We start from the raw sequence: 26435 nt of genomic DNA, 5'->3' as shown, positions 1-26435 counted from the left end.
GTGGAGAGGACGCACATGAACCACGCACCTGAATGGAGCAACGACATAGACACTCGTGAGCCGCTGGACATTGACCAGTTCGACGACCTGCCCGGCATCGGTGAGATGGACCTGGCCGAACGCCAGGCGCTACGCCGGGTCGCGGGGCTCTCCACGGAGCTTGAGGACGTCACCGAGGTCGAATACCGCCAGCTGCGACTTGAGCGGGTCGTTCTGGTCGGCGTCTGGACCTCGGGCACGGCGACCGACGCCGAGAACTCACTCCTCGAACTGAAACTGCTCGCCGAGACCGCGGGCTCGGAGGTGCTGGAAGGTGTGATCCAGCGCCGCCAGAAGCCCGACACGGCCACCTACATCGGCTCGGGCAAGGCGCAGGAGCTCGCCGACATCGTCTCCGCCACCGGCGCCGACACCGTCGTCTGCGACGGTGAGCTGAGCCCCGGCCAGCTCCGCCAGCTCGAGGAGGTCGTCAAGGTCAAGGTCATCGACCGGACCATGCTGATCCTCGACATCTTCGCCCAGCACGCCAAGAGCCGCGAGGGCAAGGCCCAGGTGGAGCTCGCACAGCTCAACTACCTGCTGCCGCGACTGCGCGGCTGGGGTGGCAACCTGTCCCGCCAGGTCGGCGGTCGCGCCGCGGGCGGCGTCGGCATGGGTGGCCGCGGTCCCGGTGAGACGAAGATCGAGCTGGACCGCCGCCGGATCCGCGAGCGGATGGCCAAGCTGCGCCGCCAGATCATCGAGATGACCACCTCGCGCGTGACCAAGCGGGCGCGGCGGCAGGAGCGCGAGGTTCCGGCCGTGGCCATCGCCGGCTACACCAACGCGGGCAAGTCCTCGCTGCTGAACCGGCTGACCGGGGCAGGAGTGCTGGTCGAGGACTCCCTGTTCGCCACGCTGGACCCGACCGTCCGCCGGGCCCACACGCCCGAAGGCCGTCTGTTCACGCTGGCCGACACCGTCGGATTCGTCCGGCACCTGCCCCACCAGCTCGTCGAGGCCTTCCGCTCCACGCTGGAGGAGGTCGGCGACGCCGACCTGATCCTGCACGTGGTCGACGGCTCGCACCCCGACCCGGAGTCACAGCTCGCCGCCGTGCGAGAGGTGGTCGCCGACATCGAGGGAGCCCGGGACATCCCGGAGATCGTGGTCATCAACAAGGCCGACGTCGCCGACCCGGTGGTGCTGGCCCAGCTGACCGCGCGCGAGAAGCACACCGTCGTGGTCTCGGCCCGCACCGGCGCCGGGATCGACGAGCTGCTGGCCGTCATCGAGCGCGAGCTGCCCCGCTTCGACCAGGAGGTCAGGCTGCTGGTGCCCTACCAGCGCGGTGACCTGATCTCCCGGGCGCACAAGGAGGGCGAGGTCCTCGGGGTCGAGCACACCGAGGACGGCACGATCCTGCACGCCAGGGTCCTGCCCGGCCTCTTCGCCGAACTGGAGAAGACCGCCAAGCCGGTCGAGACCGTCTGAGAGCGGTCGCCCCGCCACGCCTCGCCGTACCACGTTCCCGCTCAGGGACCGGCACGGTGGGGCGTGGCCTCGTTACGGGTCCGGTGGATACAGGGTCGGTGGATCGGGGCCCCGGCGGCGCGGGGACGCGCGGCGCGCGGGAGCATGGGGCCGCGCGGATCAGACCTTGCGCGGATCAGGCCTCGGACAGGGCACGCGGATCAGGTCCCGCGCGGGGACGTGCGGCGCGGAATCAGGAAGAGCCCGTCCCGGGCGCCTCGCGGCGGAACGCCACGAGCGCCACGTCGTCCTCCCGGGCGCCGAACTGCTTGATGAGCCGGTCGCAGAAGAGCTCCAGATCGCCTTCCACGACCTCCGCCAGCTGCCGGACGATCTCCAGGCTCTCGTCGAGCAGCTTGTCGCGGTCCTCGATGAGCCCGTCGGTGAACAGCAGCACCGTCCCTCTCTCCGGCAGGGTCAGCCGGTCGACCCGGTAGGTCTCCTCGGCCACGCCCAGCAGCAGGTTGCCCAGGTCGTGGTAGTGGACCGTACCGTCGCCGATGATCAGAGGCGGGATGTGGCCCGCGTTGGCCACCTCCATCTCCCCTGTCGCCGGGGAGATGAGTGTCAGGCACACGGTGGCGGTCATGCCGGGGTGGTAGCGCCGCAGCACGTTGTTGAGCAGGGCCATGGACACGCCCAGGTCCACCGTGCCGATGAGGGAGGCGCGCAGCGCGTGACGGAGCTCGGCCATGACCGTCGCGGCGAGCAGAGAGTGCCCCTGGACGTCGCCGATGGCGATGAGCACCTGATCGCCCAGCCGCAGGACCTCGTAGAAGTCACCGCCGACCTCGATGTTGTCGACGGCCGGCTGGTATCGCCAGCTGATCGACAGCCCGGGCGTCTCCGGGATCCGCGCGGGAAGAAGGCTGCGCTGCAGGGTGAGGGCGATCGCGTGCTCCTCGGCGTAGGCGCGCAGGGCGTCCACCGAGAGGGCCAGGGCCTGGCCGAGCTGGCGCAGGACGTTGAACTCGTCCGCGTCGAGGGGCGGGACCGCGTCCACCCCGAGGTAGACGGGCGGCCTGCCGATCTTGGTGCGGCAGATCACCGCTGAGGCGTCGCCGAGGGTCTCCGCGTCCGGCATCAGCTCCGCCCAGTCGCTGCCCGGGACCGTGAAGACCTCCGTTCCGGCCGTGTTGCCCAGGGACATCGCGCTCAGCCTGAGCAGGGTGTCCGGCGCCGCGGACTTGGAGACGGCGATGCCCTCCGGGGGGAGGGCGGCGAACCTGCGGGTCCGGCCGTCCGGCGGCAGGGCGAGCACGCCCGCGCGCCTGCCGAGGATCCGGGAGGCGCCTTCGACGGCCGTGGCGAGGAGTCCCTCGAAGGTGTCGCAGGAGTTCATCGCCAGGCTGACCTGGGTGAGGGCCGCCAGCCGCTCGGCCATCCGCTCGGCCCGCTGCCGCGCCCGGTAGTAGCGCAGCGTGGCCTCGACCGTCGCGGCGAACTCGTCGGGCTCGACCGGCTCCGCCAGGTAGGCGTCGGCGCCGCGTTCGAGCCCCTGGGCCCGGTCGGCGGGGGTGATCGCCGCCCCGGAGATCTGGATGACCGGTATCGAGGAGGTCGCCGCATCCGCCTTGATCCGCTCGCAGACCTCGTAGCCGCTCATGTCGGGCAGCCGTACGTCGAGGACGACCAGGTCCGGCCGGAGCTCCCTGACCTTGGCGAGCGCCTCCAGGCCGCCGGTGGCCTGCACGACCTCGTGTCCCGAGCGCCGCAGCCAGCTGGACAGGATGTAGAGCTTGGTCGGCGTGTCGTCCACGACCAGTACGGTGGCCGATCCCTCATTCATCGTGGTGCTCCAGCACGTTCCGTACCGCCTCCAGCAGGGTCTCCCTGCGCAGCCCGTGTTTGGAGATCACCGTACTGGCCTCCCGCGGGTAGTGGCTGGAGGTGGCGACGGTCACCACGAGCACCGGCACTTCACGTAGCCGCTGGTCGTCGGCCATCCGCTGGATCAGCGCCGCGCCGTCGAGCCGGGGCATCAGCAGGTCCACCAGCGCGACATCCGGCGGGTTCGCCGTCATCGCCTCCAGCGCGACCAGCCCGTCGGGAGCCTCGTCGATGTGGGCGGCGAAGCCGGTGAGCATCTGCCGGATCGTGTGGCGGAACTCCTCGTCGTCGTCGGCGATGAGCACCCGGCCGATCACCGGGGCCCCGTCGTACCGGTGGGGCAGCCGCAGGACGGCCGTGGTGCCCGCACCGGAGGCGCTGGACAGCTGGAGCGAGCCGCCCATCGCCTGGGCCAGGCGCCGGGCGTACGGCAGGCCGAGCCCGGTGCCCTTCGTCCGGACCTGGATGGGCCCCGGCACCTGGAAGAACTCCTCGAAGACGCGCTCCAGGTGCTCCTCCGGGACGCCGATCCCGGTGTCGGTCACCGTGAAGACCACCTCGTGGGTGCCGGCGTCGAGGTCGACATCCAGGCGGACCTCGCCCTCCTCGGTGAACTTCAGTCCGTTGGACAGCAGGTTGCGCAGGATCCGGGTGAGCATCACCTCGTCCACGAACAGTTCGGCCGCCTGCTCGGAGACCTTCACCGAGAGCGTGACGTCGGTGCCGCCGGTGGGACGGAGCGTCATGCGCATCCGCTCGGCCAGCGCCACCAGGTCCACCACGGCCGGCTGCGGGGCGAGCCGCCCTGCCTCGGCCTTGGCCATGTCGAGCAGCTCGCTCACCAGTGACAGCAGGGTCTCCGCCGAGGAGCCGATGAGCTGGATCTGGTGGAGCTGCTCCTCCGCCAGCGGATCCCCGCCGGGCCCCACCAGGAGGCGGACCAGGCCGATGATCGAGTTGAGCGGGGTGCGCAGCTCATGGCTGACCGTGGCCCAGAACCGGTTCTTGGCGTCGCTCGCCTCCCGTAGCTGCGCGGACTTCCCGTCCAGCTCCGCGTACAGTGCCACGACTCCGCGGTTGGTCTCCTCCAGCTCCTCCGAAAGCTGGTTGTACAGGGCGAGCACGCCCTGGTTGGTCTCCTGCAGCTCGGTGTTGAGCTGCAGGACCTCCTCCAGGGTGGCGGCGAGCTCGCGGTTCTGCTGGCGCAGCTCGTCGAGGGCGGTGGCGGGGGTCAGCTTGGTCAGCCTGGCGCGGATCTCCTCCGCCGAGGGCCTGGGGCGGCCCGCCGGGAGCCGTTTGAGCATGGTTATCCGTCCCGTGACGGGATCCAGCTCGATCACGTCGACGAGACGCCCCGCCAGCGTCACGCCGTCCGTCGGACGGAGGTCGGCCGTCGCCGACAGGTCGAGCGTGACGATCAGGCTGTCGTGTCCGAGCAGGAAGGCGGCGGACGCGCCGGCGCCCTCGCTCAGAACCTCCCGCCCGATCTCGCTCAGCGCCGTGGCCACCCGGATCTGGTCCTGGGCGTCCAGACCGACGGCCTCCGCCGCCTCGCGGCCCAGCTTGCGCATGGCGAACACGTCCTGGTCGTTCAGGACCCGGATCCGGATCAGCTCGTCGCCGGTCATCTCGCCCGTCATGACGTCCACGGCCTCATCGCGACCACGCAGGCGTCGTCCCTGCGGGTCCCCGCGTCGCGCAGCAGCGTGGCGGCGACGACGGAGGGGGGACGTGCGACGAGCCCGGGGTAGGAGGTGATGTCCCAGCGCTCGGAGAGCCCGTCGGAATGGAGCACGATCATGCTGTGCTGGGGCACCGCGTATTCGTACTGGCGCAGCGTGCGCGCCTTGTGGCCGGCGATGCCCGGCACCGAGATCATTCCCTGGCGGCCCTCCTGGTGCGCGATCCACGCCGAGACGTTGCCGAGTCCGGCGAAGCTCACCGTGCCCGCCGCCCGGTCGACCCGGGCCACGGCGACCGCGCCGCCCCTGGTCGAGCCGAGCCCGAGGTGGATCCGTTCCAGGACGGTGACCGGGGGGAGGTCGGTGTGCTGGAGGAACAGCCGCACGGCCTCCTGGGAGGCGTGGGCGGCCAGGCTGCCGTGGCCGAGCCCGTCACAGAGCATCACGGTCGTCGTGGCGTCGTGCTCGGCGACCACGAACGCGTCGCCGCAGACGATCTCCTCGCCGATCGGCCGGGTCAGGCCGCTCACGCGCGACGCGGGGCGCGGGGCGTCACGGGCGGTGAAGTACATGCCGAGCACAGTGCCCCGGCCGGGCATGGAATGAACCTCGTAACCGCTCGTCATCCGCGCGATGCCGCCCAGGCCGATGCCGAGGGTGCCCGCCGTGGAGTAGCCGTCGCGCAGGGCGCGGGAGACGTCGCGCATGCCGGGCCCCCGGTCGATCGCGATGACCTCTATCGCCGAGTCCAGTTCGGGATGGGGACGGATCAGCATGACCCCTTCGACGGCGTGTTTGACCAGGTTCGAGGCGGCCTCGCTCACCGCGACGGCCACCCGGCCGGCGTCCTCCTCGTCGAACCCCCGGTCCTCGGCGAGCATGACGGCGCTACGGCGGAGGGCGCCGATCGCGCTCGCGTCCTCGGCCCTCGTCCAGGTGTCGTTCTGGGAACGGATCACCTTGCCCATTTCGTCACCGTGATCAGCGTGCCCTCACCGGGAGCCGACTGCAGGTCGAACTCGTCGACCAGGCGGCGGGAGCCGCTGAGCCCGAGTCCGAGACCGCCGCCGGTGGTCCACCCGTCGGTGAGCGCCTGCGGGATGTCGGGGATGCCGGGCCCGGTGTCGCTGAAGGCCAGCCGCAGGCCCTTCCGTATGCCGTTGTTCACGATCTCGATCCGCACCTGCCCTCCTCCCGCGTAGACGAGGGCGTTGCGGGCCAGCTCGCTGGCCGCGGTCACCACCTTCGTCTGGTCGACGAGGGAGAGCCCAACGTCCACGGCGGCGGTCCTGACATGCTGGCGCACCAGGACGACGTCGCTGTTGCTCTTGATGGGCAGCTCGTCGAAGGTCGTCACTGGGCGGCCGTGACGATCTGCGCGCCATCGAGGTGGTTCAGCAGCGCGACGCCCTTCTCCAGGTTGAGGGCGGTGCGCACGCCGCCGAGGGAGAGGCCCAGCTCCACAAGGGTGATCGCCACCGCGGGCCGCATCCCGACGACGACCGTCTCGGCGTCGAGCATCCGGGAGATCGCGGCGATGGTGGCCAGCATGCGTCCGATGAACGAGTCGACGATCTCCACGGCGGTGATGTCGATGATCACCCCTCGGGCGCCGGTCGCGACCACCCGGTCCGCCAGGTCCTCCTGGAGCGCGAGCACGCTCTGGTCCTGGAGGTCGATCTGGATGGAGACGATGAGGATGTCCCCGAGTTTGAGGACGGGCACGCGGTCCATCATTCCTCCACGGTCCGTACGGCGATGCGGGTCCCCCTGTGCTTGACGAACTCGATGCCGCTCTGCCGCAGCGCGTGCGCGAGCGCGTCGGCCAGTGAGGCCTTCGTCACGATGTCGCCGAACTCGATGCCGAGGGTGACGATGGTGTGGGCGATCTGCGGGCGGATGCCGGAGATCACGCACTCCGCGCCCATCAGCCGCGCCGCCACTACGGTCTTGAGCAGGTGCTGGGCGACCTGGGTGTCGACCGCGGGCACGCCGGTGATGTCGATGACCGCGTGCTCGGAGCCGGTGTCCACCAGCGTCTGCAGCAGTTTCTCCATCACCACCTGGGTCCTGGCCGAGTCGAGCGTGCCGACGAGCGGCACCGCGACGATGCCCTCCCAGAGCTTGACCACCGGGGTGGAGAGCTCCAGGAGCTGTTCGGCTTGGTCGATGATGATCCTCTCCCTGGCCGCGGCGTAGCTCTCCATCGTGAAGAGCCCAAGCTCGTCAATGACCCGGGAGAACCAGACGAAACCTCGCAGGGCCTCGGGAGAGCCGTCGTTCTCGACGATCTCGTAGAGCGCCTCCTTGAGCCCGAACACCACTATGGCGGTCTCGGTGGGCGTGAAGCCCTGGCGGGCCCGGGACCGGGAGAGCTCGGCGAGCAGTCCGCGCAGGTCGCTGGAGTCGGAGGACTCGCCGAACGACTGGCGCAGGGCCTGGTAGAGCTCGCGGAGCTGGCCGACCAGGCTGCCGCGGTCCACATGGCCGTTGGAGGAGGAACCGGCGATCTCCAGCCAGCGCTTGAAGACGGGTTCCTCGTTCTCCTGAAGCAGTTCTTCGATGCGACGCCGACCGGCGTCCGCGTGGACGGACAAGGTAACTCCCATGCGTGCGGCCTGTAGATAGCTCGCACGAAAGATTACACTGAACGTCCTGCTTAGGGCCTATTTCGGGTGGGCTGCGGGGTGGTTTCGCTCACAGGTCCGGCGGCCCCGGATCGGGGCTCGGCCGACCGGCGCCGCCGCCCACGCCGAGGGTCTTCCCGGTGCTGGGGCCGCCCGCGGGAGGGGCCGGAACAGCACGGCCGCGCCCGCCGTCCCCCTTCGTCGCCGGGGAGACGTTCGCCACTGATCGCGGGTCGTGTACGGCGCCGCGGCGGCGCCCGGCCCCTGCGGGCCGGCGGGGAGGGCCGGGGCGCCGCGACCCCCTACGGCCTCTTGTCAGGCTAGGTGGATCGGGAGCCGTATTTCAATGAGCGAGCTTGCCGGAGAGGGGCTTCGTGGGCTGGACTGGTGAAGCGCGAAACCCGTACAAAGGCCCCAAAAGTGACAGTGGTCGGCCGAGGTTTGGATTGCTACCATAAGGCAAATCTACCGAGATTTTAGGGTGCAAGTTGTCTCGGAGACTGCTGTTGCAGGCGTGAAATAAGTGGTCCGAGCTGCGAAAACACACTTGAGGCCGGATATGGCCGTGGAACCGGTACGTCGGATGTGGTTACGGCGAAGCGGCGTTCTTCCCAATTAGCCTGTACAGCGAGCTCACTTGTGAAATAACGTAACTGAACTGAAATCGCCTGATCATGATCCCGGCGATACTGTCGCCGCACCACGATATGCGGATGAGAGCAGGAGACCCCCCAATGTCGTCCGGACTCACAGCGGACCCGGTGGGCACGGAGCCCGGCAACGGCTGGGTCCGCCCTTCGCGCCCGGAAGCGGTCTCCCTCCCGATGTCCTCCCCTGCGTACAAGGCGGTGATGCGATGACGGTCCGCCTTCTGACCAACATCGGCCGGCTCTGGACCGGCAATGACGTGTGCAGCAACGCCGCGATCCTGGTCCACAACGACCGGATCGCCTGGGTCGGCCGTGCGGCCGACCTGCCGCAGAGCGTTCCCGGCGTGGTGGACGACATCGTCGATGTCGATCACGTCGAGAACCTGGGCGGCGCGCTGGTCACGCCTGGTCTGATCGACGCCCACACCCACCCGGTCTACGCGGGCAACCGCTACGCCGAGATGGCGATGCGCTCCAGCGGCTCCACGCCGTCCGCGATCACCGCCGCCGGCGGTGGCATCGGCTCCACCGTCACGGTGACCCGGGGAACCGACCCGTGGACCCTGTGCAACGGTGTCCGCGAGCGTCTGCGCGACTGGCTGCTCAGCGGCACCACCACCGTGGAGGCCAAGACCGGTTACCACCTCACCCGCGACGGCGAGCTGGCCGACGTGCGACTCCTGCGCGAGCTCGAAAAAGAGCCGATGATGCCGCGCGTGCACGTCACCTTCATGGCCGCGCACGTCGTCCCGCCGGAATACTTCGGCCGTCAGCGCGACTACGTCGAAGCCGTGGGCGCATGGTGCGCCGACGCGGCCGCGGCGGGAGCCGACAGCGTCGACGTCTACTGCGACGAGGGGCACTTCACCACCGAGGAGGCCCGCTGGGTCCTCGCCTCCGGCCGCAACGTCGGCCTGCTGCCCCGCGTGCACGCCGGCGCCTACAGCCGTCGCGGCGCCGTGCAGCTCGCGGCCGAGCTCGGCTGCGCCTCCGCCGACCTGCTCCACCACACCTCCGACGAGGACATCTCGATCCTGGCCCGCTACGGCGTCCCCGCCGTGGTCTGCCCGGGAACCGCCCTCCAGCGTGGCAGCCTGCCGCCGGTCCGCCGCATGCTCGCCCAGGGCGTCACGGTGGCGCTCGGCAGCGACCACAACCCCGGTCACTGCGGAATCACCTCGATGTCCCTGGTCATCAGCCTCGCCGTGGCCGCCTTCGGCATGAGCGTCGGCGACGCGCTCCGTGCCGCGACCCTCGGCGGAGCCACCGTCCTCGGCGTTCCCGACCGGGGCGTCCTCGCTCCCGGCCGGCTGGCCGACATCGTCCAGTGGGACGCCGACCACGAAGGCGCCTTCGCCTGGGCCTTCGGTCTCAAGCCCCGCCGGGTCTGGCGCGGCGGCAACCCCGTCCAGTAGGGGCCGCCGCCCGGTCGCCCGTCAGGGACGCGCGGCCGTCCGGCGTGGACATGGCACGGAGAGCGACCCGATGATCACGCCAGTCCCGGTTGGGCGATCGCTTCTGGGTAATCTCTGCATATGTCGCCATCGGTCGCTGTTGTCACGGACTCCACCGCGTATCTGCCGCGGGAGGAGACCTCTCGTCTGGGGATCGCCACAGTGCCTCTCCAGGTCGTGGTGGGTGGCCGGCCGCTCGACGACGTGGCGCAGATCGACGGCGCGACGATGAACGACGCACTCAGGGAATGGGCCCCGGTGACGACCTCGCGGCCCGCCCCGCAGCGCTTCGCCGACGTCTACGACGAGGCGGCGGCCCGGGGCGCGGTCGCCGTCGTCTCCATCCACCTGTCGGGGGAGATGTCAGGCACGGTCGAGGCGGCCCGTGCGGGAGCCGAGGACGCGCTGATCCCGGTCGAGGTCGTCGACAGCAGGTCGATCGCCATGGGCCTGGGGTTCCCCGTCCTCGCCGCGGCCGAAGCCGCGGCCCGGGGCGCGACCATGACCGAAACGGCGGACGCCGCCCGCCGGTGCATGGACTCCACCCGTAGCTTCTTCTACGTCGACACTCTGGAGTACCTGCGCAGGGGAGGCCGTATCGGCGCGGCGGCGACCCTGCTCGGATCCGCTTTGATGATCAAACCGCTGTTGCACATCACCGACGGCGTGATCGTCCCCCTGGAGAAGGTCCGCACCGCCGCCCGGGCCATCGCCCGCCTCGAAGACCTCGCCGTTCAGGCCGCCGGGACCGGTCCGGTGAACGTCGCCGTCCAGCATCTCGCCGCCTCGTCCCGTGCCGAGTCCCTGGCCGCACGCCTGCCCCAGCGCATCCCCGGGCTCGTCAAGGTCACCGTGGTCGAGGTCGGCGCGGTCATCGGCGCCCACGCGGGCCCCGGCATGCTCGGCCTGACCGTCTCACCCGCCTCCTGACGCGCTGACCTTCCCCGCCTCCCTCCGGCGCGCCTTGTCCACAGGTCCGCCGCAGGCTCGGAGAGATTGTCCACAGAGCCGCGTTCGGCCAAGGACGGCCCGGTGACGTCGCCGTAGCGTCCTGGTCGTGCGGACCACAGATCAGGCCACCGAGCGGTTCCGGGCCGAGTCACGGCTGCGGGTGCTGACGGCCTTCGACACCCCCGATCCCGCGCCGCCGCCCCTGCCGCCCCCACTCCCACTACGCCCGGCCCACCAAGCCCTTCCCGCCCACCCCGGTAGTTCGGCCCGCCCGGATGGCTTCGCCCGTCTGGACGGTTCCACTCGCCTGGATGGTCCGGTCAATCCGGATGGTTCAGCGCGCTTCGACGGTCCCGCCGCCCGGATGCGCTCCACGCCGGTTCCGCCCTCCTTCGAGGCCCTCCGTACGGCTGTCGCCGCCCAGGCCCCCATGCTCGCCCCGGGGCGTCCAGGACTGCGCCTGCTCCTCCTCATCGCCCTGATCGCGGTCGTGATCGGCGGCGTCTATGCCTGGCGATCCCAACCGGAGCCCGAACCTCTGCCCCCGCCCCCGCCCGTCTCGGGCCCCTCCCTTCTGACGCCGGCCTCCATCCTTTCCCCGCAGTCCGGTTCCCTGCAATCCGGTTCCGCGCAGTCCGGTTCCTCGCGGTCCGGCACCCTCATCGAGGTCACCGTGCACGTCACCGGCAAGGTCCGCCGGCCCGGAGTGATCACTCTGCCTGCCGGCTCCCGGATCACCGACGCGGTCCAAGCAGCCGGGGGCGTCCGCAAGGGGGCCGCCACCGGCCCCCTCAACCTCGCCCGCAAGCTCGTCGACGGCGAACAGATCATCGTGGGCGCAGCCGGTCCCGCCGCTGCGGCTCCTCCCATGGCTGATCCTGCCCCGGTCGTCCTCGACCTCAACACCGCGACCCCCGAACAGCTTGAACAGCTGCCCGGCGTCGGTGAGGTGCTCGCCCGGCGCATCGTCGAATACCGCGACGGCCATGGCGGCTTCCGCACAGTCGAGCAGCTCCGCGAGGTCAGTGGCATCGGCGATCGAAAGTACGCCGAGATCAGAGAGAAGGTCCACGTTTGACTCCGCACCTCCCGGAGGCGGAGCGATGAGCCGGTTCGGCGCCTCCTCCTCGCTCCGCGACGACGGCGTGACCGAGCGAGGCCTGCGTGCACACACGCTCCATCTGGTTCCGCCCGCCCTCGTCGCCTGGGCGACAGCGCTCATCCTGCTGGGCTGCCCGCCCTCGGTGGGTGCCCTGGTGGCTGCGGTCGCAGCCGCGGGCGCGCTCTCCGCGGCCGTGCTGGTCCCCGTCGGCGGGATCGCCGGCTGGCGCAACGTGTTGATCGCGGTGCTGGGGTGCGCGGCGGCCGTGGCCGGGACGGTGGCCTTCCGGGTGCATGCGGTCAGTACGGGGCCGGTGGCCGAGCTGGTGGAGAAACGCGCCTCGTCGGTGATGGAGGCGGTGGTGACGGACGATCCCCGGGAGCCGACGCAGCGCGGAGGGCCGTTCCGGAGGGAGAGTTTCGTGGTGCCCGCGCGGATCGAGGCGATCGGGACAGGGGCGGGCAGGGTGACGTTGCAGGCTCCGGTGGTGATGCTCGCTTCGGGAGGGGAGTGGCGGTCTTTGCTGCCGAGCCAGCGGATCGCCGTCCAGGGCCGGTTCGGCCCGGCCGACTCCGGCGAGCTGCTCGCGGCGGTGGTGCTGGTACGGGGGCCGCCGCGAATCATGGGCGGGCCCTCATGGGCGCAGCGTATGGCCGGGACGCTCCGGTCGGGGCTGCGGGAGGCCGCCGGCGTGCTGCCACCGCTCCAGCGAGGCCTGTTGCCGGGGCTCGTCGTCGGCGACGTCTCCCGCATGGACGGACAGGTCAGAGCCGACTTCAAGGAGGCCGGGCTCAGCCATCTCACCGCGGTCTCCGGAGCCAACCTGGCGATCGTGGCAGGGGCGGCGGTCGCGTTGGGCCGGACCGCGGGGCTGCCGCTCGCAGCCCGGGCGGTGCTGGCGGTGTCCGCCATGCTCGCCTTCGCGCTCGTCGCCCGCCCGTCGCCCAGTGTGCTCCGTGCCCTTCTGATGGGCACCGTCGCCGCCGTGGCGCTCGGTACGGGCCGTTCGCGTGACGGTGTCGCCGCTCTGTCGGCGACCGTTCTGGGGCTGATCCTTTTCGACCCCGCTCTCGCCCGGTCCTACGGCTTCGCCCTGTCGGTCTGCGCCACGGGCGGCATCCTGCTCCTCGCTCCCCGCTGGCGGGACCGGCTCGCGACACGGATGCCCCGCTGGGCCGCCGAAGCGACCGCCGTGCCCGCGGCGGCCCAGGTCGCCGTCACCCCGGTGCTGGTCCTGATGGCCGGGCAGCTCGCACCGGTGGCGATCCCCGCCAACCTGCTGGCGGGGCCTGCGGTCGCACCCGCCACCCTGCTCGGATCCATCGCTGCGCTGGTCGCCCCCCTGCATATGGGGCTCGCCCAGCTGCTGGTCCGCCCGGCGGGTCTCGCCGCCGGATGGATCATCGAGGTGGCGGAGCACGCCGCCGGGACGCCTCTGGGGGTGATCCCGTGGCCGGGTGGCGTCGCCGGGCTGATCGCGCTGGCCGTCGCGGCCCCGGTCGCCATCCTGGTACTGCGCCGCCGGTGGTCACGGCGGATCGCGCTGGCCGTGACGGCCGGAGCGATCGTCGCCGTCACCATGGCGGAGCCGATCGTGGCCCGCTGGCCGCCCGATGACTGGCTGCTGGTCGCCTGTGACGTCGGCCAGGGAGACGCGTTGCTGGTCGCCGCCGGGCAGGGAAAGGCGGTGGTGGTGGACGCGGGGCCTGACCCGGTGCTGATGGACCGGTGTCTGCGGTCCATGGGGATCCGGGAGGTGCCGCTGGTCATCCTCACCCATCCGCACTTCGACCATGTCGGCGGACTGGAGGGGATCTTCCGGGGGCGCGGCGTGGGAGCGGTGGTGGTGACCCCGCACAGCGTCGCGGAGCGGGAGAACGTCAGGCTGAGCGGCGACCTCGCCCGTCGCCGGGTCGTCGAGTGGGTGGCGCGGCCAGGTGCGAGCTGGCGGTTCGGCCCCTCCGAGCTCACGATCATCGCTCCGCAGGCCGAGGCGTCTCCGGAGGGGCGGGGAGAGGGAGCGGTCGTCAACAACGCCAGCGTCGTGGTGCACGTGCGCTGGACGGCAGGGACGGCGTTGCTCAGCGGAGACATCGAGACCGAGGCCCAGGCGGAGCTGCTCCGGCGAGGTTTCCCGCCGGCTGACATCCTCAAGGTCCCTCATCACGGATCAGCTGGACACGACCCCGGCTTCTTCGCCGCTACCGGCGCCCGCGCTGCTTTGATCAGCGTCGGAGCGGACAACGACTACGGCCATCCCGCCCCGTCGACCCTGGCCCGGCTGAACAGGCTCGGCGTGCGGGTCTACCGGACGGACCTGTCGGGAGCCCTCGCCGTGGTGGCCCGTGAGGGGGGCCTGGCCGTCATCCCCCGAGGTCGTTCCGGCCGGACGGGGGGTCGTTCGGGGCCCTGACGGCGGATGACGCCGGCGGAGCTGAGTCCCGTTGACTCCCTCCCCACGGTTGAAGCCCGAGGTCTTCACACTCAAGGAGATTCGATGAAGTGACCACAGGGCGGATGCCCGTATCGGGACCGTTTGAGGTGCGTAACAGCTATCTTCCCGGCTCCGTGGGCGCTGGACATCCGGTTCTCCATCCACTCGGAGATGGGACGGGCGTTTGACAAGTTTTCCGTACGGCGTACGGTATGGCGTACGGTTCACGTCGGCCGAGATGCAGAGGGCTCTGGTCCGCCTCCGCGCGGGATGGGAGACCGGCGACCGGCGTACCGGGTAGAGCGTGTCGACGAAAAGGAGCGAGCAGTGACGGAAACCCAGGGATCCCCGTTCGGCGGTGGCGCCTTCACTCCGGCGGCCGAGGATCTGCAGAGCGTCGAGGCGTGGTTCGCCGAGTACGACGCCCACAGCGCGAAGGTCGATGTCGAACGCATGGCGGACATGGCGATGTTCCCCCTCAACGTGGTGACCGACAGTGCCGACGGTGAAGGGTTGGCGGCCCAGTGGACCCGCGAGCGGTTCACCCGCACGATGGCCGAGGTGATGGGAGGCGGCGAGCCGGGTGACATCGCGATGGAGTCGACCCGTACGCCGCACTTCCTGACCAGGAACCTGGTCGTCGTGGTCACCGACGCGACGGTGACCGCGAACGGAGAGTCGTACGGCATGCGCTACGCGGACCTGCTGGTGAGGGCCGGCGGCCGATGGGTCTTCCAGACCATGGTGCAGGGAGGATGGGCCGAAGCCTGGGAGACCCCGCAGGACGCCTGACCCCTACGTCCCCTCGCCGTCACGGCCTCCCCGTGCGTGCTTCCCCGGGTTTCCCCGTAGTCGACCTCCCCGGGAACGTTCTGCCATCGGCGGACCGTTTCCCCGTCCCCTGTCCCCCCTGGGGCAGGCCGGGTGTCCCCCCGTGGAGTCAGCGCGCGGCCTTGAGCGGCCGGTGGAACTCGGTGTTCACGTCGGCGGCGTAGACCGAGCGGCTGCAGCGTGCGCAGCGATACATGATGGGGCCCTCGTCGAGGGTCGTCCCGCAGTGCGGGCAGGCGTGGCGGCAGGTAGTGGAGTTCATATGGGTTTCACCTCCCTTGCTTGCTCCGAGCCTGCCCCATGACGCCTGCATTCGGATTGCGAACGGCTTGCTGATTGCGATTCGGCCACCGGCACGTGGCATGCTGCTGGACATGGCGGCAACCGATCCAGCACCCGTGATCCTGATACTCGGCGACGAGGAGTTGCTGGCCGACCGCGCGGTGGGCGAGGCGATCGCGGCGGCCAGGGCGACGGACCCGGGCACCGAGGTGTACGACCTGATCGGCGGGAAGGTGGAGCCGGGGGAGCTGACCCGGCTGTCCTCGCCGTCGCTGTTCGGCGACAGGTCGGTGGTGGCGATCCGCTCGGCCCAGGACCTGTCCAAGGAGGTCGTCACCGAGATCGTCTCCTATGCCGCCCATCCGGCCGACGACACCGTGCTGGTCCTCGTCCATCCCGGCGGGGTCAAGGGGAAGGCCCTGGTGGACGGGGTCAAGAAGGCCGGTGCCCACGTGGTCGCCGTGACCAAGCTGACCAAGCCGGCCGAACGGCTCGCGTTCGTCAAGGCCGAGCTGAAGCGGGCGGGGCGGAGCATCGGCGCCGACGCGGCCGCCGCCCTGCTCGACGCGGTGGGCAACGACCTGCGGGAGCTGGCCGCCGCCTGCAGCCAGCTGGCCTTCGACACCCCGGGCAAGGCCATCGACGAGGCGGCCGTCGCCCGTTACCACCGGGGGCGGGCCGAGGTCAGCGGGTTCACCGTGGCCGACTCCGCTGTCGAAGGACGGCTGGGCGACGCTCTTGAGCAGCTCCGCTGGGCGCTCGCCACCGGAACGGCCCCCGTCCTGCTGGTGAGCGCGCTCGCCGGAGGGCTGCGCTCGCTCGCCAAGGTGGGCGGTGCCCCGCGCAACCTGCGCGGCGGGCAGCTCGCCAGCCATCTCGGCATGCCGCCCTGGAAGATCGACCGGGTCCAGCGGCAGCTGAACGGCTGGGGCCCCGACGGCATCGCCCGTGCGCTCCAGGCGGCCGCCACCGCCGACGAGCAGGTCAAGGGCGGCGGCGCCGACCCCGCCTACGCGCTGGAGCACATGATCCAGACCGTCGTGGCCAGCCGTACCGGCCGTTAGCTCCGTCTCCCCGATCACGATCAGGCAGCTGCCCCTCCGATGCGGTCAGCGCGGCCCTGTGATGGGGGCTCAACAGGGGGCTGACCCCCATGCGGTCGGCGTGGCCCTGTGATCCACCCGGTCCGATGGCGGGTCACCTCGCCTTCAGGGCGCAGGCGCTCCCCGGACAGCCCGGCGCCTCCCGGGCGGAGGCTCTACGGGCGCGAGGGGGTGGGCTGCGGGTCCGGGGCGACGCGGGTGCGCCGGGGTGCGGGGAGCTGGCCGAGGACGGTCGCGCTGAGGGCCAGCGCGAAGCCGGTGAGCTGAAGCGGGCTCAGGGACTGGCCGAGGGCGATCCAGCCGAGAAGCGCAGCGGTGAGCGGGCTGAGGGTGCCGAGCAGGGACACCTGGGCGGCCGGCAGCCGGGCGATGCCGCGGAACCACAGGGTGTAGGCGGCGGCCGTGCCGACGAGGCCCAGCCAGAGGTAGCCGCCGACGGAGGCTCCGTCCAGGGCGGGCGGCATGCCCTCGGCGGCGAGGGCCACGGGGGCGATCATCAGGCCGCCCGCGGTGAGCTGCCAGCCGGTGAGGGTCAGGTCGCTCACGCCCGGCGGCTTCCCCCAGGAGCGGGTGAGGACGACCCCGGCGGCCATGCCCGCCGCGGCGACGACGCCCGCGGCGACGCCGACGGCGTCGAGGGCGGCGTTGGCCCGGAGCACGACGAGGGAGACGCCGACCGTCGCGGTGATCCCGGCGATCACGCGGTGGACCGGGACGGTCTCGCGCAGTACGGCACGGGTGAATCCGGCGACGAGGAGCGGCTGGATGGCGCCGAGCACTCCCGCCACGCCGCCGGGCAGCCGGTAGGCGGACAGGAAGAGCAGGGGAAAGAACATGCCGATGTTCAGCGCGCCCAGCACCGGCGCCCGCCACCACCAGCTCCCCCGGGGGAGCGTCCGCGTCATGGCGATCAGGAGCAGGCCGGCGGGGAGGGCGCGGAGCAGGGCGGTCAGCAGCGGGCGGTCCGGGGGCAGCAGTTCGGTGGTCACGATGTAGGTGGTGCCCCAGACCGCGGGGGCGAGGGCTGTGGTGGCGATGAGGGCGAGACGGGGGGCCGGCATGGGGACTCCTTCATTAAACTCAATACTAAGTAACTTAGCACTAAGTTATTTACCGTCAAGCTATGATGCTGTCATGACAGAGGACCCGGTCGACCGGATCGTGTTGCAGTGGAGGCGGGAGCGGCCCGATTTGGACCCCTCCCCGATGGGGGTCTTCGGACGGATCTACCGGATCGCCCGGCTCATGGGGGATCGCATGGAAGAGGTGTACGGGGCCCGCGGTCTCGGCCGGGGCGAGTTCGACGTGCTCGCCACCCTCCGCCGGGCCGGCGAGCCGTACACGCTGTCGCCCAAGGCCATGACCGCCACGCTCATGCTGACCTCCGGCGGCATGACGGGACGTCTCGACCGGCTGGAGCGGGCGGCTCTGATCGTCCGCGCCCCCGACCCGGACGACCGCCGGGCACTGCGGGTCAGCCTGACCGCCCAGGGACTCCAGTTGATCGACGAGGCCGTGGCCGCGGGACTGGGGCCTCAGCACGAGGTGCTGGCCGCGCTGCCGGAGGAGGATCGCGAGCGTCTCGGCGACCTGCTCAGGACTCTGCTGGGCGAGCTGGAGTGATCCGGACCGGTCCGGTGAATCGCCCGAGCCGGGTGACGGCTCCCGCCCGCCGGAACGGGGTCCCTGTCACGTGCGGCTGCGCTCGTCCACTGAGGCAGGGCTGCTGATACGGCCGGCGGCGCCCGCATGCCGGCGCGAGGGTCCTGCCCGCGTGTGGCGGCTTCCGTCGGAACGTCGTATCCCGGTGAAACGCCAGAACGCCGCATCCCCCGTGAGGGGGGTGCGGCGTCCGGAAGAACCTGGGTTACTTGGCGGCCGAGAGCTCGACGACGCGCTGGGCGATCGCCGACTTGCGGTTGGCGGCCTGGTTCTTGTGGATCACGCCCTTGCTGGCGGCCTTGTCCAGCTGGCGGGAAGCGGCGCGCTGGAGCACGACGGCCTGGTCGACGTTGCCCTGGTCGGCAGCCTCGCGGAACTTGCGGACCGCCGTCTTGAGGGACGACTTGACAGCCTTGTTACGCAGCCGGGCCTTCTCGTTCTGCCGGTTGCGCTTGATCTGGGACTTGATGTTCGCCACGAAGAAGCCTCGGTGAATGTCGTCGGAGTGGGGCGCGCGGGCAGAGAGGGCGCGCCACACGCAGTTGAACAGGCTACCAACTGCCTGGACGGTCGCTCAAATCGACTGCCTGGACAGAGGGATGCCTGATCAGCTTACCGTGCTGTCGTCATGGACGGGACCAGAATCGCTCGTACTCCGCCCAGTCTTCCGCCGTGGCCGCGAAATCGACGTACAGGGCCAGCCCGAACCGCTCGCGCGGCTTGCCGTAGGCGGTCAGCGCCAGCCGCGCGCCCTCGGCCGCCGTCGCGACGCTCTCGGCCGCGTCGACCCACGGCACGTTGTGGTCGTGGTAGGCCGGGGCGCCGACCAGCACGGTCTTCTCCGGCGGCACGAGCTCCAGCGCGAGGCCGCCCTGCCGTACGACATGGCCGCCGTAGAGCAGTTCGGAGGGGAGGCCGGAGTCGTAGGTCATGATCGCGACCTGGTCGGTGAGGGCCGCGACCTCCTTGAAGTACTCGGGCGACCAGTACTTGTCGTGGCCGAGGACGGCGCGGACGGCGGGGCGGGTCAGCGGGAACGGTTCGATCTGCGGCGTCGAGGTGGAGAGCAGGCCGCCGCCGACGATCGGGCGCGTCCGGGTCAGCAGATCGAGGAACTCGGTGTCGCCGCTGCCGATCGGCTCGAAGTTGTAGTGCACGCCGTCGAAGCCGAGCGTCATGGCGCCGCTCACGCTGTCGAGCACGCGCTGCCTGGTGGCCGGGTCGTCGAGGTCCAGGCCGCCGTCGACCTTCTGGCCGAGCCACGCCGACACCCGCACCTTCGGCAGCTCCGCGCGCCACCGCTTCAGGAAGTCCTCGGCGGCGGGATGCTTGGCGGCGGGCAGCGTCCCGTCGTACTCGAAGGGGCCGGAGTGGACGTACACGTCCTTGATCCCCGTCTTGCGCAGCCGGACGGCCAGCTCCTTCAGATCGGCGGCGTTCTTGCGGCCGTCCACCCACGCGTGGCCGAGCCACAGGGCGTCGTGACCGGTGGTCTTCGCCCACGGGGCGGGTGTCCCGGTAAACTGGATCGTGAGGGTGGCTGCGGCCACCCCGGGAAGCACAAGGAGCACGGCCGCCACCATCGCGAGAAACCGCAGGCCGCGCCGTGCTCTGGTCCGGGCAATCACCCGGACATGTCACCATGGAAGACGGCTGGTATGCCAGTCGTCGATCGTCATCAATCCCGTCGAAACGGACACCGGTGCGCATTCAGCCTGGCCAGACCGATCCCGCGGTGATCCGCAACTTCTGCATCATCGCGCATATCGACCATGGCAAGTCAACGCTTGCCGACCGCATGTTGCAGATCACCGGCGTGGTCGACGACCGCTCAATGCGCGCCCAGTACCTCGATCGGATGGACATCGAGCGCGAGCGCGGCATCACCATCAAGTCGCAGGCGGTCCGGCTGCCGTGGCAGGTGGGCGACACCGACTACGTCCTCAACATGATCGACACCCCCGGGCACGTCGACTTCACCTACGAGGTGTCCCGCTCGCTCCAGGCGTGCGAGGGCGCCATCCTGCTGGTCGACGCCGCGCAGGGGATCGAGGCGCAGACGCTGGCCAACCTCTACCTGGCCATGAACAACGACATGACGATCATCCCGGTGCTCAACAAGATCGACCTTCCCGCCGCGCAGCCGGAGAAGTACGCCGCGGAGATCGCCCACCTCATCGGCTGCGAGCCGGAGGACGTGCTGAAGGTCTCCGGCAAGACCGGTGTGGGCGTCCGGGAGCTGCTCGACCACGTCGTCCAGAACGTTCCGGCCCCGGTCGGCGACGCCGACGCGCCCGCCCGCGCGCTGATCTTCGACTCCGTCTACGACACCTACCGCGGCGTGATCACCTACGTCCGGGTCATGGACGGTCACCTGGGCAAGCGCGAGCGCATCCTGATGATGTCCACCGCCGCGGCCCACGAGACGCTGGAGATCGGCGTCATCTCGCCGGAGCCGAAGATCGCCGACAAGGGGCTCGGCGTCGGCGAGGTGGGCTACCTCATCACCGGTGTGAAGGACGTCCGCCAGTCGCGGGTCGGCGACACCGTGACCTCCGTCGCGCGGCCGGCCGCCAAGGCGCTCAGCGGCTACGAGCACCCCAAGCCGATGGTCTTCTCGGGGCTCTACCCGATCGACGGCGACGACTACCCCGAGCTCCGCGAGGCGCTGGACAAGCTCCAGCTCAACGACGCCGCCCTGGTCTACGAGCCGGAGACCTCCGCGGCCCTCGGCTTCGGCTTCCGCTGCGGCTTCCTCGGCCTGCTCCACATGGAGATCGTCCGTGAGCGCCTGGAGCGGGAGTTCAACCTCTCGCTCATCTCCACCGCGCCCAACGTGGTCTACCAGGTGATCATGGAGGACGGTAAGGAGGTCACCGTCACCAACCCCTCGGAGTTCCCCACGGGCAAGGTCGAAAAGGTCTTCGAGCCGATGGTGAAGTCCACGGTGCTGGTCCCCTCGGAGTTCATCGGCGCCATCATGGAGCTCTGCCAGAACCGCCGGGGCAACCTGCAGGGCATGGACTACCTGTCGGAGGACCGCGTCGAGATCCGCTACACCATGCCGCTCGGCGAGATCATCTTCGACTTCTTCGACCAGCTCAAGTCCCGCACGCGCGGTTACGCCTCGCTGGACTACGAGCCCTCCGGCGAGCAGGAGTCCGAGCTGGTCAAGGTCGACATCCTGCTCCAGGGTGAGGCCGTGGACGCCTTCAGCGCCATCGTCCACAAGGACAAGGCCTACGCCTACGGGGTGGAGATGGCCAAGAAGCTCCGCGAGCTCATCCCGAGGCAGCAGTTCGAGGTGCCGATCCAGGCCGCCATCGGCGCCCGGGTCATCGCCCGTGAGAACATCCGCGCCATCCGCAAGGACGTCCTCGCCAAGTGCTACGGCGGCGACATCTCCCGTAAGCGCAAGCTGCTGGAGAAGCAGAAGGAGGGCAAGAAGCGGATGAAGATGGTCGGCCGGGTGGAGGTCCCCCAGGAGGCCTTCGTCGCCGCGCTGTCCACCGAGTCGTCCACCGACAAGGCCAAGAAGTAGCCGCTCCCGGCCCTCGGGGGTGAGCCGGTGGATGCCGGCCCACCCCGCGATCGGGGCGGCGTCACGGTCACCGGGGCCTTCCGGGCCGCCACGGTGACAGGGCCTTTCGGGTCGTCCCGGTCACCGGGGCTTTCCGGGTCGCCAAGGTGACCGGGAGCCGATGCGCCGCCCGCTCCGCCCACGGCGACGAGATCGCCGAGCGGGTGCGGAGCGGAGGCGCAGACGTGCGGGCGGGGTCGCCGGTGACCCAGGACCTGCGGCCCCGCCCGGTCTGTGGGACGGGCGCCTCAGCGCAGGACGCTGTAGAGCGCCGAGGTCAGCGAGGCCTTGGCGTCGTCCTGGTCGATGGACCACATCATGGAGCCGCCGAGGCCCTTCAGGCGGATGTAGGCCGCCTTCTGGGTGACCGTGGTGGGGTCGTCGTATGACCAGAACTCGTTGCCGTCGTAGATCCAGGCGGCGCCGGTCCGCAGGTCGCGGTAGCGCTTGCCGGGCTTCTTGACGAGGTTCTCGTAGTCGTCGACACCGGCGGCCCAGGTGCCCGGGGCGGGGCCGGTGGCGCCCTTGAACAGGCCGTTGCCGCCGCCGGTGACGCCGGTCCAGCCCTGGCCGTAGGCCGGGACGCCGACCACGATCTTCCTGGCCGGGGCGCCACGCGACAGGTAGTCGCGGACGGTCTGGTCCACGCTGTACTTCACCGTGTTGGGGTCGCGCCGGTCGGTGAACAGGTTGCCGTTGTGGCCGGTGACGGTCTCCCACGAGCCGCGCAGGTCGTAGCCCTGGACGGTGGCGAAGGTGAAGTGCCTGAAGAGCTCGCGCACCTCGAAGCCCGAGTCGATCTTCGCCGCCGCGGCGGGCAGGTAGGCGCTCAGCTCGCTCTTGCGGTCGAAGTCGTTCATCTGGCGGCGGAGCTCGGCGGTGAACAGCGTGAAGTTGCGCTTGTCCTCGGGCCTGATGACGTTGCCGTCGGCGCCGGAGGAGCCCGGCCACTCCCAGTCCAGATCGATGCCGTCGAAGACGCCCGCTCCCGCGCCGGGCGCGGCGCCGGGCAGGTTGCCCTTGAGCCACAGGTCCACGCAGGAGGCCGCCAGCTTGGTACGGCCCTCGGCGGTGAGCACCGCGTCGGAGAAGTACTTCGAGCCGCTCCAGCCGCCGAGCGAGATCATCGCCTTGAGGCCGGGGTGCTTGGCCTTGAGCTTCTTCAGCTGGTTCAGGTTGCCGTTGAGGGCCTGGCCGTCGGCGTCGGCGGCGCCGTCCACGCTCTGGTCGGCGGGCACCGGGCGCTGCCAGTCGGCCCAGGCGTCGGAGGAGACGCAGCCGCCATCGGCGCCGACGAATCCGAACGCGTAATTGATATGGGTGAGCTTGGCCGCCGCACCGGTGGTGTCGATGTCCTTGACGTGGTAGTTACGGCCGTAGATGCCCCACTGAACGAAATAGGCGACGCGCTTGAAGCGGTCGCCGTGGTCCGGATGTGCCTGGGCCTGGGCGGGCACCGGTGCGGCCAGGGCCGTCAGACCGGCGGCGAGGGCCGCCGCGAGCGTGTTCCGGAGGAGTCTCTGCACGGGCTTCTCCACCTGCTGGGGGGGTAACTTATAGGAAACTTTCCTTTAAGTTTTCCCGGATCGTAGACCTGGGCGAACTGAGCGTCAACGGTCTTCCGTGGATTTGCCGCATAGCGGTAACCGGGGCGTACGCCCCCGTTCCGCCGCACGATTCCACGGCCGCGTCGGACGGCCGTCGTGCCGCTCCGCGATGCGTGGGGGCGCTGCCGTACGGTTCCGCGATGCGTGGGCGGACCGCCGTACGGCTCCGCGATGCGTGCGTGCTGCCGTACGGCTCCGTGATGCGTGGGCGGACCGCCGTACGGCTCCGTGGTCAGTGGGCGCGCAGCGGTCCGGTGGGGAGTCACGGTCCGGGCATCGCGGCCGGAGCGGCAGACTTGGTGTCGTGCCATCCACTCTTCCCGACGGTGATCCCGTACCGGCCTCGGGCCGGCTCCCCGACAGCGCGCTCCACGGGCTCGGCGGGCGTCCGTTCGGTTTCTACGTCCACGTGCCCTTCTGCGTGACCCGCTGCGGTTACTGCGACTTCAACACCTACACGGCGTCCGAGCTCGGCCCCGGCGCCTCGCACAAGGACTACGCCGACACCGCCGTCGACGAGGTACGGCGGGCACGGGCCAACCTGGGCGACGCGGACCTCCCGGTCGAGACCGTGTTCTTCGGCGGAGGCACCCCCACCCTGCTGCCCGCCGGGGACCTGGTCCGGATCCTGGGTGCGATCGAGGAGGAGTTCGGGCTCGCTCCCGGCGCCGAGGTGACCACCGAGGCCAACCCCGAGTCGGTGGACCCGGCCTACCTGTCCGAGCTGCGCGCCGGCGGGTTCACCCGGATGAGCTTCGGCATGCAGAGCGCCCGTGCGCACGTGCTGGAGGTGCTGGAGCGCCGGCACACTCCCGGCCGCCCGGCGCGGGCCGTACGGGAGGCCAGGGAGGCCGGGTTCGACCACGTCAACCTGGACCTGATCTACAGCACGCCGGGGGAGAGCGACGACGACTGGCGGGCCTCGCTGGCCGCGGCGATCGAGGCCGGGCCCGACCACGTGTCCGCCTACTCGCTGATCGTGGAGGACGGCACCAGGTTGGCGGCCAGGATCCGGCGCGGCGAGCTGCCGATGCCCGACGACGACGTGGCCGCCGATCGCTATCTCATCGCCGACGCCATGCTCGCCGAAGCCGGCTTCGAGTGGTACGAGGTGTCCAACTGGGCGACCTCGGAGGCCGGACGCTGCCGGCACAACCTGCTCTACTGGACCGGCGGCGACTGGTGGGGCGTCGGCCCCGGCGCGCACAGCCACGTCGGCGGCACCCGCTGGTGGAACGTCAAGCATCCGGCGGCCTACGCCCAGCGCCTGGCCTCCGGCGTCTCGCCCGCGCACGCGCGCGAGGTGCTGACTCCGCAGGACAGAGCGGTGGAGCGGCTGATGCTGGAGCTCAGGCTCGTCCGGGGCTTCCCGCTCAGGGAGATCGAAAGGCCGCCGGTCGTCGCCCGGGCGCTGGCCGACGGCCTGCTGGAGATGGAGCCGTTCAAGGCGGGCCGCGCGGTGCTGACACTGCGCGGCCGCCTGCTGGCCGACGCCCTGGTGCGTGATCTGACCTGAGAGCCGCCGACGAGGCCCGGGGGAGATGTAAGTGCCGGGCGTGCGTCGCCGGTCAGCTGATGAAGCGGATGTTCAACGGATAGCGGTACCTCTCGCCCCGGCTGGCCGCTACGGCGGCGACGATCATCAAAATGATCGACCCGATCCACACCACGAACATCAGGATGAAGCCGATCAGCACGAACGCCAGGATCCAGGAGACGAAATAGGCGATCATCAGGGTGAGCTGGAAGTTGAGCGCCTCGGCCGCCTGGTCCCGCACGTAGGGGGAGTCGTCCTTCTTCGCGAGATAGACCACCAGCGGGCCGACGAACCAGGTCAGCAGGCCCAGCAGATGGGCGAGCATGGCCATGGTGGTGTCGTCGCTCCCGGGCCGCGGGCCGTACGTCCCCGGCGGCGCCGGGTATCCGTAGCCGGGCGGCGGGCCGTAGGCGCCGGGCGGCGGATACGCCCCCTGGTAGCCGCCCTGATGACTCTGCCGGTAGTCGTGGCCGTCCGATCCGTACGGCGACGCGGCCGGTGGCGGGTAGCCCTGGCCGGGCTGAGGCTGGGTGTGGCCGGGCCGGGTGTGGTCCTGGCCGGGCTGAGGCTGGGTGTGGCCGGGCTGGGTGTAGCCGGGCGAGGTATAGCCGGGCTGGGGCGGTGGGGGGTAGCCGGGCTGGGACGGCCGGCCGGTGTGCCCGGTGGGCTCGTCGTCCGCGGACCCGGGCCGCGGTTCCTCGGGACTGTCGCTCATGACCCCTCCTGATGGGTGTGGGGTTGGCCATCCTCGCCGGGAACCGTCACGAAGTCGATCAGTTCCTCGACCGGGCCGAGAAGCTCCGGCTCCAGATCGGCGTAGGTGGCCACCGATCCGAGAATGCGGCGCCAGGCGTCACCGGGCTCCAGATCCCAGCCCAGAGCGGCGATGACCCCTTCTTTCCAGGGTACGCCGCGCGGCACCGACGGCCAGGAGGCGATCTTCAGCACCGAGGGCTTGACCGCCTGCCAGACGTCGACGAACGGGTGCCCGACGATCAGCACGTGCGGTGCGGAGACCTGGGCGGCGATCCGGCTCTCCTTCGAGCCGGGGACCAGGTGGTCGACGAGCACGCCCAGGCGGCGGCCGGGGCCGGGCTCGAACTCCTCGACGATCGAAGGCAGGTGGTCGACCCCCTCGAGATACTCCACGACCACGCCCTCCACCCGGAGGTCGTGGCCCCAGACCTTCTCCACGAGCGCGGCGTCGTGCACGCCCTCCACGTAGATCCGGCTCTCCTTGGCCACCTGGGCCCGCAGGCCCTCCACCGCGATCGAGCCCGAGGCGCTCCGCCTCGGGCCCCGCGGCGCGGCGGCGGGCCGCACCAGCGTCACCACCTTGCCCTCCAGGAGGAACGCGGCGGGCTCCAGCGGAAACAGCCGCCGTCGCCCGAACCGGTCCTCAAGCGTGACGGCCTCCTTGTCGCAGGCCACCACGGCGCCGCAGAAGCCGCCGTCGGCGTCCTCCACGACCAGGTCGAGCTCTGCGGGGACCTGGGGGATCTTCCCCCTGAGGGGGCGCCGCCAGTCCTCCGACAGCACGTCACGCTCGTACATCACCGGCCGCCCACTCTCTCTCGGGGATCAAGTGGAC

General features: G+C 70.7%; 23 protein-coding genes. 10 read left to right on the top strand and 13 right to left on the bottom strand.

Features of this window, described 5'->3' with window-relative positions; all coding sequences use genetic code 11:
* Positions 1 to 15 precede the first annotated feature (15 nt).
* On the top strand, positions 16 to 1473 hold the full coding sequence (gene hflX / locus BM085_RS17500) for a GTPase HflX (protein ID WP_425443266.1): 1458 nt from the start codon (positions 16 to 18) through the stop codon (positions 1471 to 1473).
* A 232-nt stretch (positions 1474 to 1705) separates the two neighbouring features.
* Here the strand turns inward: hflX and BM085_RS17495 are convergent, their stop codons facing one another.
* Genes BM085_RS17495 through BM085_RS17470 form a run of 6 tightly spaced genes read right to left on the bottom strand, consistent with a single transcriptional unit; the run spans position 1706 to position 7621 of the window.
* The gene (locus BM085_RS17495; RefSeq protein WP_093888023.1) at positions 1706 to 3301 is read right to left on the bottom strand and encodes a fused response regulator/phosphatase; all 1596 of its coding nucleotides are present in this window, start codon (positions 3299 to 3301) and stop codon (positions 1706 to 1708) included.
* A complete protein-coding gene (locus tag BM085_RS17490; protein WP_093888086.1) occupies positions 3294 to 4982 on the bottom strand; it encodes an ATP-binding response regulator in 1689 nt (562 codons plus the stop codon). Before BM085_RS17490 ends, BM085_RS17495 begins: the two co-directional genes overlap by 8 nt.
* Positions 4979 to 5992, bottom strand: a complete 1014-nt coding sequence (locus BM085_RS17485) for an ATP-binding protein (RefSeq protein WP_093888022.1) — start codon at positions 5990 to 5992, stop codon at positions 4979 to 4981. Before BM085_RS17485 ends, BM085_RS17490 begins: the two co-directional genes overlap by 4 nt.
* Entirely contained in the window at positions 5980 to 6381 is a 402-nt protein-coding gene (locus tag BM085_RS17480) for an anti-sigma regulatory factor (protein ID WP_093888021.1), read from the bottom strand. The genes BM085_RS17485 and BM085_RS17480 overlap by 13 nt, the downstream gene beginning before the upstream one ends.
* Positions 6378 to 6758: an STAS domain-containing protein gene (locus BM085_RS17475; RefSeq protein ID WP_218158739.1), complete on the bottom strand. Its 381-nt coding sequence runs from the start codon at positions 6756 to 6758 to the stop codon at positions 6378 to 6380. Before BM085_RS17475 ends, BM085_RS17480 begins: the two co-directional genes overlap by 4 nt.
* Positions 6758 to 7621 (bottom strand): STAS domain-containing protein, encoded by an 864-nt coding sequence (locus tag BM085_RS17470; protein WP_399507574.1) that lies wholly within the window; start codon positions 7619 to 7621, stop codon positions 6758 to 6760. The genes BM085_RS17475 and BM085_RS17470 overlap by 1 nt, the downstream gene beginning before the upstream one ends.
* 886 nt (positions 7622 to 8507) lie before the next feature.
* Between BM085_RS17470 and hutI the strand changes: the two genes are divergently transcribed.
* The 5 genes from hutI (at position 8508) to BM085_RS17445 (ending at position 15034) form a co-directional block, all read left to right on the top strand.
* Positions 8508 to 9716 (top strand): imidazolonepropionase, encoded by a 1209-nt coding sequence (hutI, locus tag BM085_RS17465; protein WP_093888018.1) that lies wholly within the window; start codon positions 8508 to 8510, stop codon positions 9714 to 9716.
* Between the two features lie 120 nt (positions 9717 to 9836).
* Positions 9837 to 10685, top strand: coding sequence for a DegV family protein (locus BM085_RS17460; protein ID WP_093888017.1), 849 nt, complete (start codon positions 9837 to 9839; stop codon positions 10683 to 10685).
* Positions 10686 to 10812: 127 nt separating this feature from the next.
* Entirely contained in the window at positions 10813 to 11784 is a 972-nt protein-coding gene (locus tag BM085_RS17455) for a ComEA family DNA-binding protein (protein ID WP_143120973.1), read from the top strand.
* Positions 11785 to 11809: 25 nt separating this feature from the next.
* Positions 11810 to 14221 (top strand): ComEC/Rec2 family competence protein, encoded by a 2412-nt coding sequence (locus BM085_RS17450; protein WP_093888015.1) that lies wholly within the window; start codon positions 11810 to 11812, stop codon positions 14219 to 14221.
* A gap of 348 nt (positions 14222 to 14569) precedes the next feature.
* Positions 14570 to 15034, top strand: a complete 465-nt coding sequence (locus BM085_RS17445) for a hypothetical protein (protein WP_093888014.1) — start codon at positions 14570 to 14572, stop codon at positions 15032 to 15034.
* A gap of 148 nt (positions 15035 to 15182) precedes the next feature.
* Here BM085_RS17445 and BM085_RS44475 read toward each other — a convergent pair whose 3' ends face one another.
* On the bottom strand, positions 15183 to 15335 hold the full coding sequence (locus BM085_RS44475) for a hypothetical protein (RefSeq protein WP_177245143.1): 153 nt from the start codon (positions 15333 to 15335) through the stop codon (positions 15183 to 15185).
* 112 nt (positions 15336 to 15447) lie between these two features.
* Between BM085_RS44475 and holA the strand changes: the two genes are divergently transcribed.
* A complete protein-coding gene (holA, locus tag BM085_RS17440) occupies positions 15448 to 16419 on the top strand; it encodes a DNA polymerase III subunit delta (RefSeq protein WP_245789370.1) in 972 nt (323 codons plus the stop codon).
* 194 nt (positions 16420 to 16613) lie between these two features.
* Here holA and BM085_RS17435 read toward each other — a convergent pair whose 3' ends face one another.
* Positions 16614 to 17519: an EamA family transporter gene (locus BM085_RS17435; RefSeq protein ID WP_093888012.1), complete on the bottom strand. Its 906-nt coding sequence runs from the start codon at positions 17517 to 17519 to the stop codon at positions 16614 to 16616.
* 73 nt (positions 17520 to 17592) lie between these two features.
* On the opposite strand from BM085_RS17435, the gene BM085_RS17430 reads away from it, so the two are divergent.
* A complete protein-coding gene (locus BM085_RS17430; RefSeq protein WP_093888011.1) occupies positions 17593 to 18081 on the top strand; it encodes a MarR family winged helix-turn-helix transcriptional regulator in 489 nt (162 codons plus the stop codon).
* A gap of 244 nt (positions 18082 to 18325) precedes the next feature.
* Here BM085_RS17430 and rpsT read toward each other — a convergent pair whose 3' ends face one another.
* Together rpsT and BM085_RS17420 are read right to left on the bottom strand one after the other, a co-directional pair.
* A complete protein-coding gene (gene rpsT, locus BM085_RS17425) occupies positions 18326 to 18598 on the bottom strand; it encodes a 30S ribosomal protein S20 (RefSeq protein WP_031163994.1) in 273 nt (90 codons plus the stop codon).
* A 148-nt stretch (positions 18599 to 18746) separates the two neighbouring features.
* The gene (locus tag BM085_RS17420; RefSeq protein ID WP_245789369.1) at positions 18747 to 19691 is read right to left on the bottom strand and encodes a glycoside hydrolase family 18 protein; all 945 of its coding nucleotides are present in this window, start codon (positions 19689 to 19691) and stop codon (positions 18747 to 18749) included.
* Positions 19692 to 19822: 131 nt separating this feature from the next.
* On the opposite strand from BM085_RS17420, the gene lepA reads away from it, so the two are divergent.
* The gene (lepA, locus tag BM085_RS17415; protein ID WP_093888009.1) at positions 19823 to 21661 is read left to right on the top strand and encodes a translation elongation factor 4; all 1839 of its coding nucleotides are present in this window, start codon (positions 19823 to 19825) and stop codon (positions 21659 to 21661) included.
* A gap of 287 nt (positions 21662 to 21948) precedes the next feature.
* Here lepA and BM085_RS17410 read toward each other — a convergent pair whose 3' ends face one another.
* Positions 21949 to 23226, bottom strand: coding sequence for a glycoside hydrolase family 18 protein (locus tag BM085_RS17410; RefSeq protein ID WP_093888085.1), 1278 nt, complete (start codon positions 23224 to 23226; stop codon positions 21949 to 21951).
* A 385-nt stretch (positions 23227 to 23611) separates the two neighbouring features.
* Here BM085_RS17410 and hemW point away from each other — a divergent pair, with 385 nt between their 5' ends.
* Complete coding sequence (gene hemW / locus BM085_RS17405) at positions 23612 to 24823, top strand: radical SAM family heme chaperone HemW (RefSeq protein WP_093888008.1); 1212 nt, start codon at positions 23612 to 23614, stop codon at positions 24821 to 24823.
* Positions 24824 to 24875: 52 nt separating this feature from the next.
* Here the strand turns inward: hemW and BM085_RS17400 are convergent, their stop codons facing one another.
* Positions 24876 to 25559, bottom strand: a complete 684-nt coding sequence (locus tag BM085_RS17400; RefSeq protein WP_093888007.1) for a DUF4870 domain-containing protein — start codon at positions 25557 to 25559, stop codon at positions 24876 to 24878.
* Positions 25556 to 26398 carry a DUF3097 domain-containing protein gene (locus BM085_RS17395; RefSeq protein WP_093888006.1) on the bottom strand — a complete coding sequence of 281 codons (843 nt, stop codon included), beginning with the start codon at positions 26396 to 26398 and terminating at the stop codon, positions 25556 to 25558. Before BM085_RS17395 ends, BM085_RS17400 begins: the two co-directional genes overlap by 4 nt.
* Positions 26399 to 26435: the final 37 nt, after the last annotated feature.

The sequence above is a fragment of the Streptosporangium canum genome (assembly GCF_900113865.1).
Classification (GTDB): Bacteria; Actinomycetota; Actinomycetes; order Streptosporangiales; family Streptosporangiaceae; genus Streptosporangium; species Streptosporangium canum.
This window is presented reverse-complemented; position numbering and strand designations above follow the sequence as displayed.

Excerpts from the sequence above, each read along its gene's own strand:
- BM085_RS17495 (WP_093888023.1), bottom strand. The coding sequence starts at position 3,301 with ATGAATGAGGGATCGGCCACCGTACTGGTCGTGGACGACACGCCGACC.
- BM085_RS17475 (WP_218158739.1), bottom strand. The coding sequence starts at position 6,758 with ATGGACCGCGTGCCCGTCCTCAAACTCGGGGACATCCTCATCGTCTCC.
- BM085_RS17400 (WP_093888007.1), bottom strand. The coding sequence starts at position 25,559 with ATGAGCGACAGTCCCGAGGAACCGCGGCCCGGGTCCGCGGACGACGAG.
- BM085_RS17450 (WP_093888015.1), top strand. The coding sequence starts at position 11,810 with ATGAGCCGGTTCGGCGCCTCCTCCTCGCTCCGCGACGACGGCGTGACC.
- BM085_RS17490 (WP_093888086.1), bottom strand. The coding sequence starts at position 4,982 with ATGACGGGCGAGATGACCGGCGACGAGCTGATCCGGATCCGGGTCCTG.
- holA (WP_245789370.1), top strand. The coding sequence starts at position 15,448 with ATGGCGGCAACCGATCCAGCACCCGTGATCCTGATACTCGGCGACGAG.
- BM085_RS17485 (WP_093888022.1), bottom strand. The coding sequence starts at position 5,992 with ATGGGCAAGGTGATCCGTTCCCAGAACGACACCTGGACGAGGGCCGAG.
- BM085_RS17430 (WP_093888011.1), top strand. The coding sequence starts at position 17,593 with ATGACAGAGGACCCGGTCGACCGGATCGTGTTGCAGTGGAGGCGGGAG.
- hflX (WP_425443266.1), top strand. The coding sequence starts at position 16 with ATGAACCACGCACCTGAATGGAGCAACGACATAGACACTCGTGAGCCG.
- BM085_RS17395 (WP_093888006.1), bottom strand. The coding sequence starts at position 26,398 with ATGTACGAGCGTGACGTGCTGTCGGAGGACTGGCGGCGCCCCCTCAGG.
- BM085_RS17435 (WP_093888012.1), bottom strand. The coding sequence starts at position 17,519 with ATGCCGGCCCCCCGTCTCGCCCTCATCGCCACCACAGCCCTCGCCCCC.
- BM085_RS17460 (WP_093888017.1), top strand. The coding sequence starts at position 9,837 with ATGTCGCCATCGGTCGCTGTTGTCACGGACTCCACCGCGTATCTGCCG.
- BM085_RS44475 (WP_177245143.1), bottom strand. The coding sequence starts at position 15,335 with ATGAACTCCACTACCTGCCGCCACGCCTGCCCGCACTGCGGGACGACC.
- hutI (WP_093888018.1), top strand. The coding sequence starts at position 8,508 with ATGACGGTCCGCCTTCTGACCAACATCGGCCGGCTCTGGACCGGCAAT.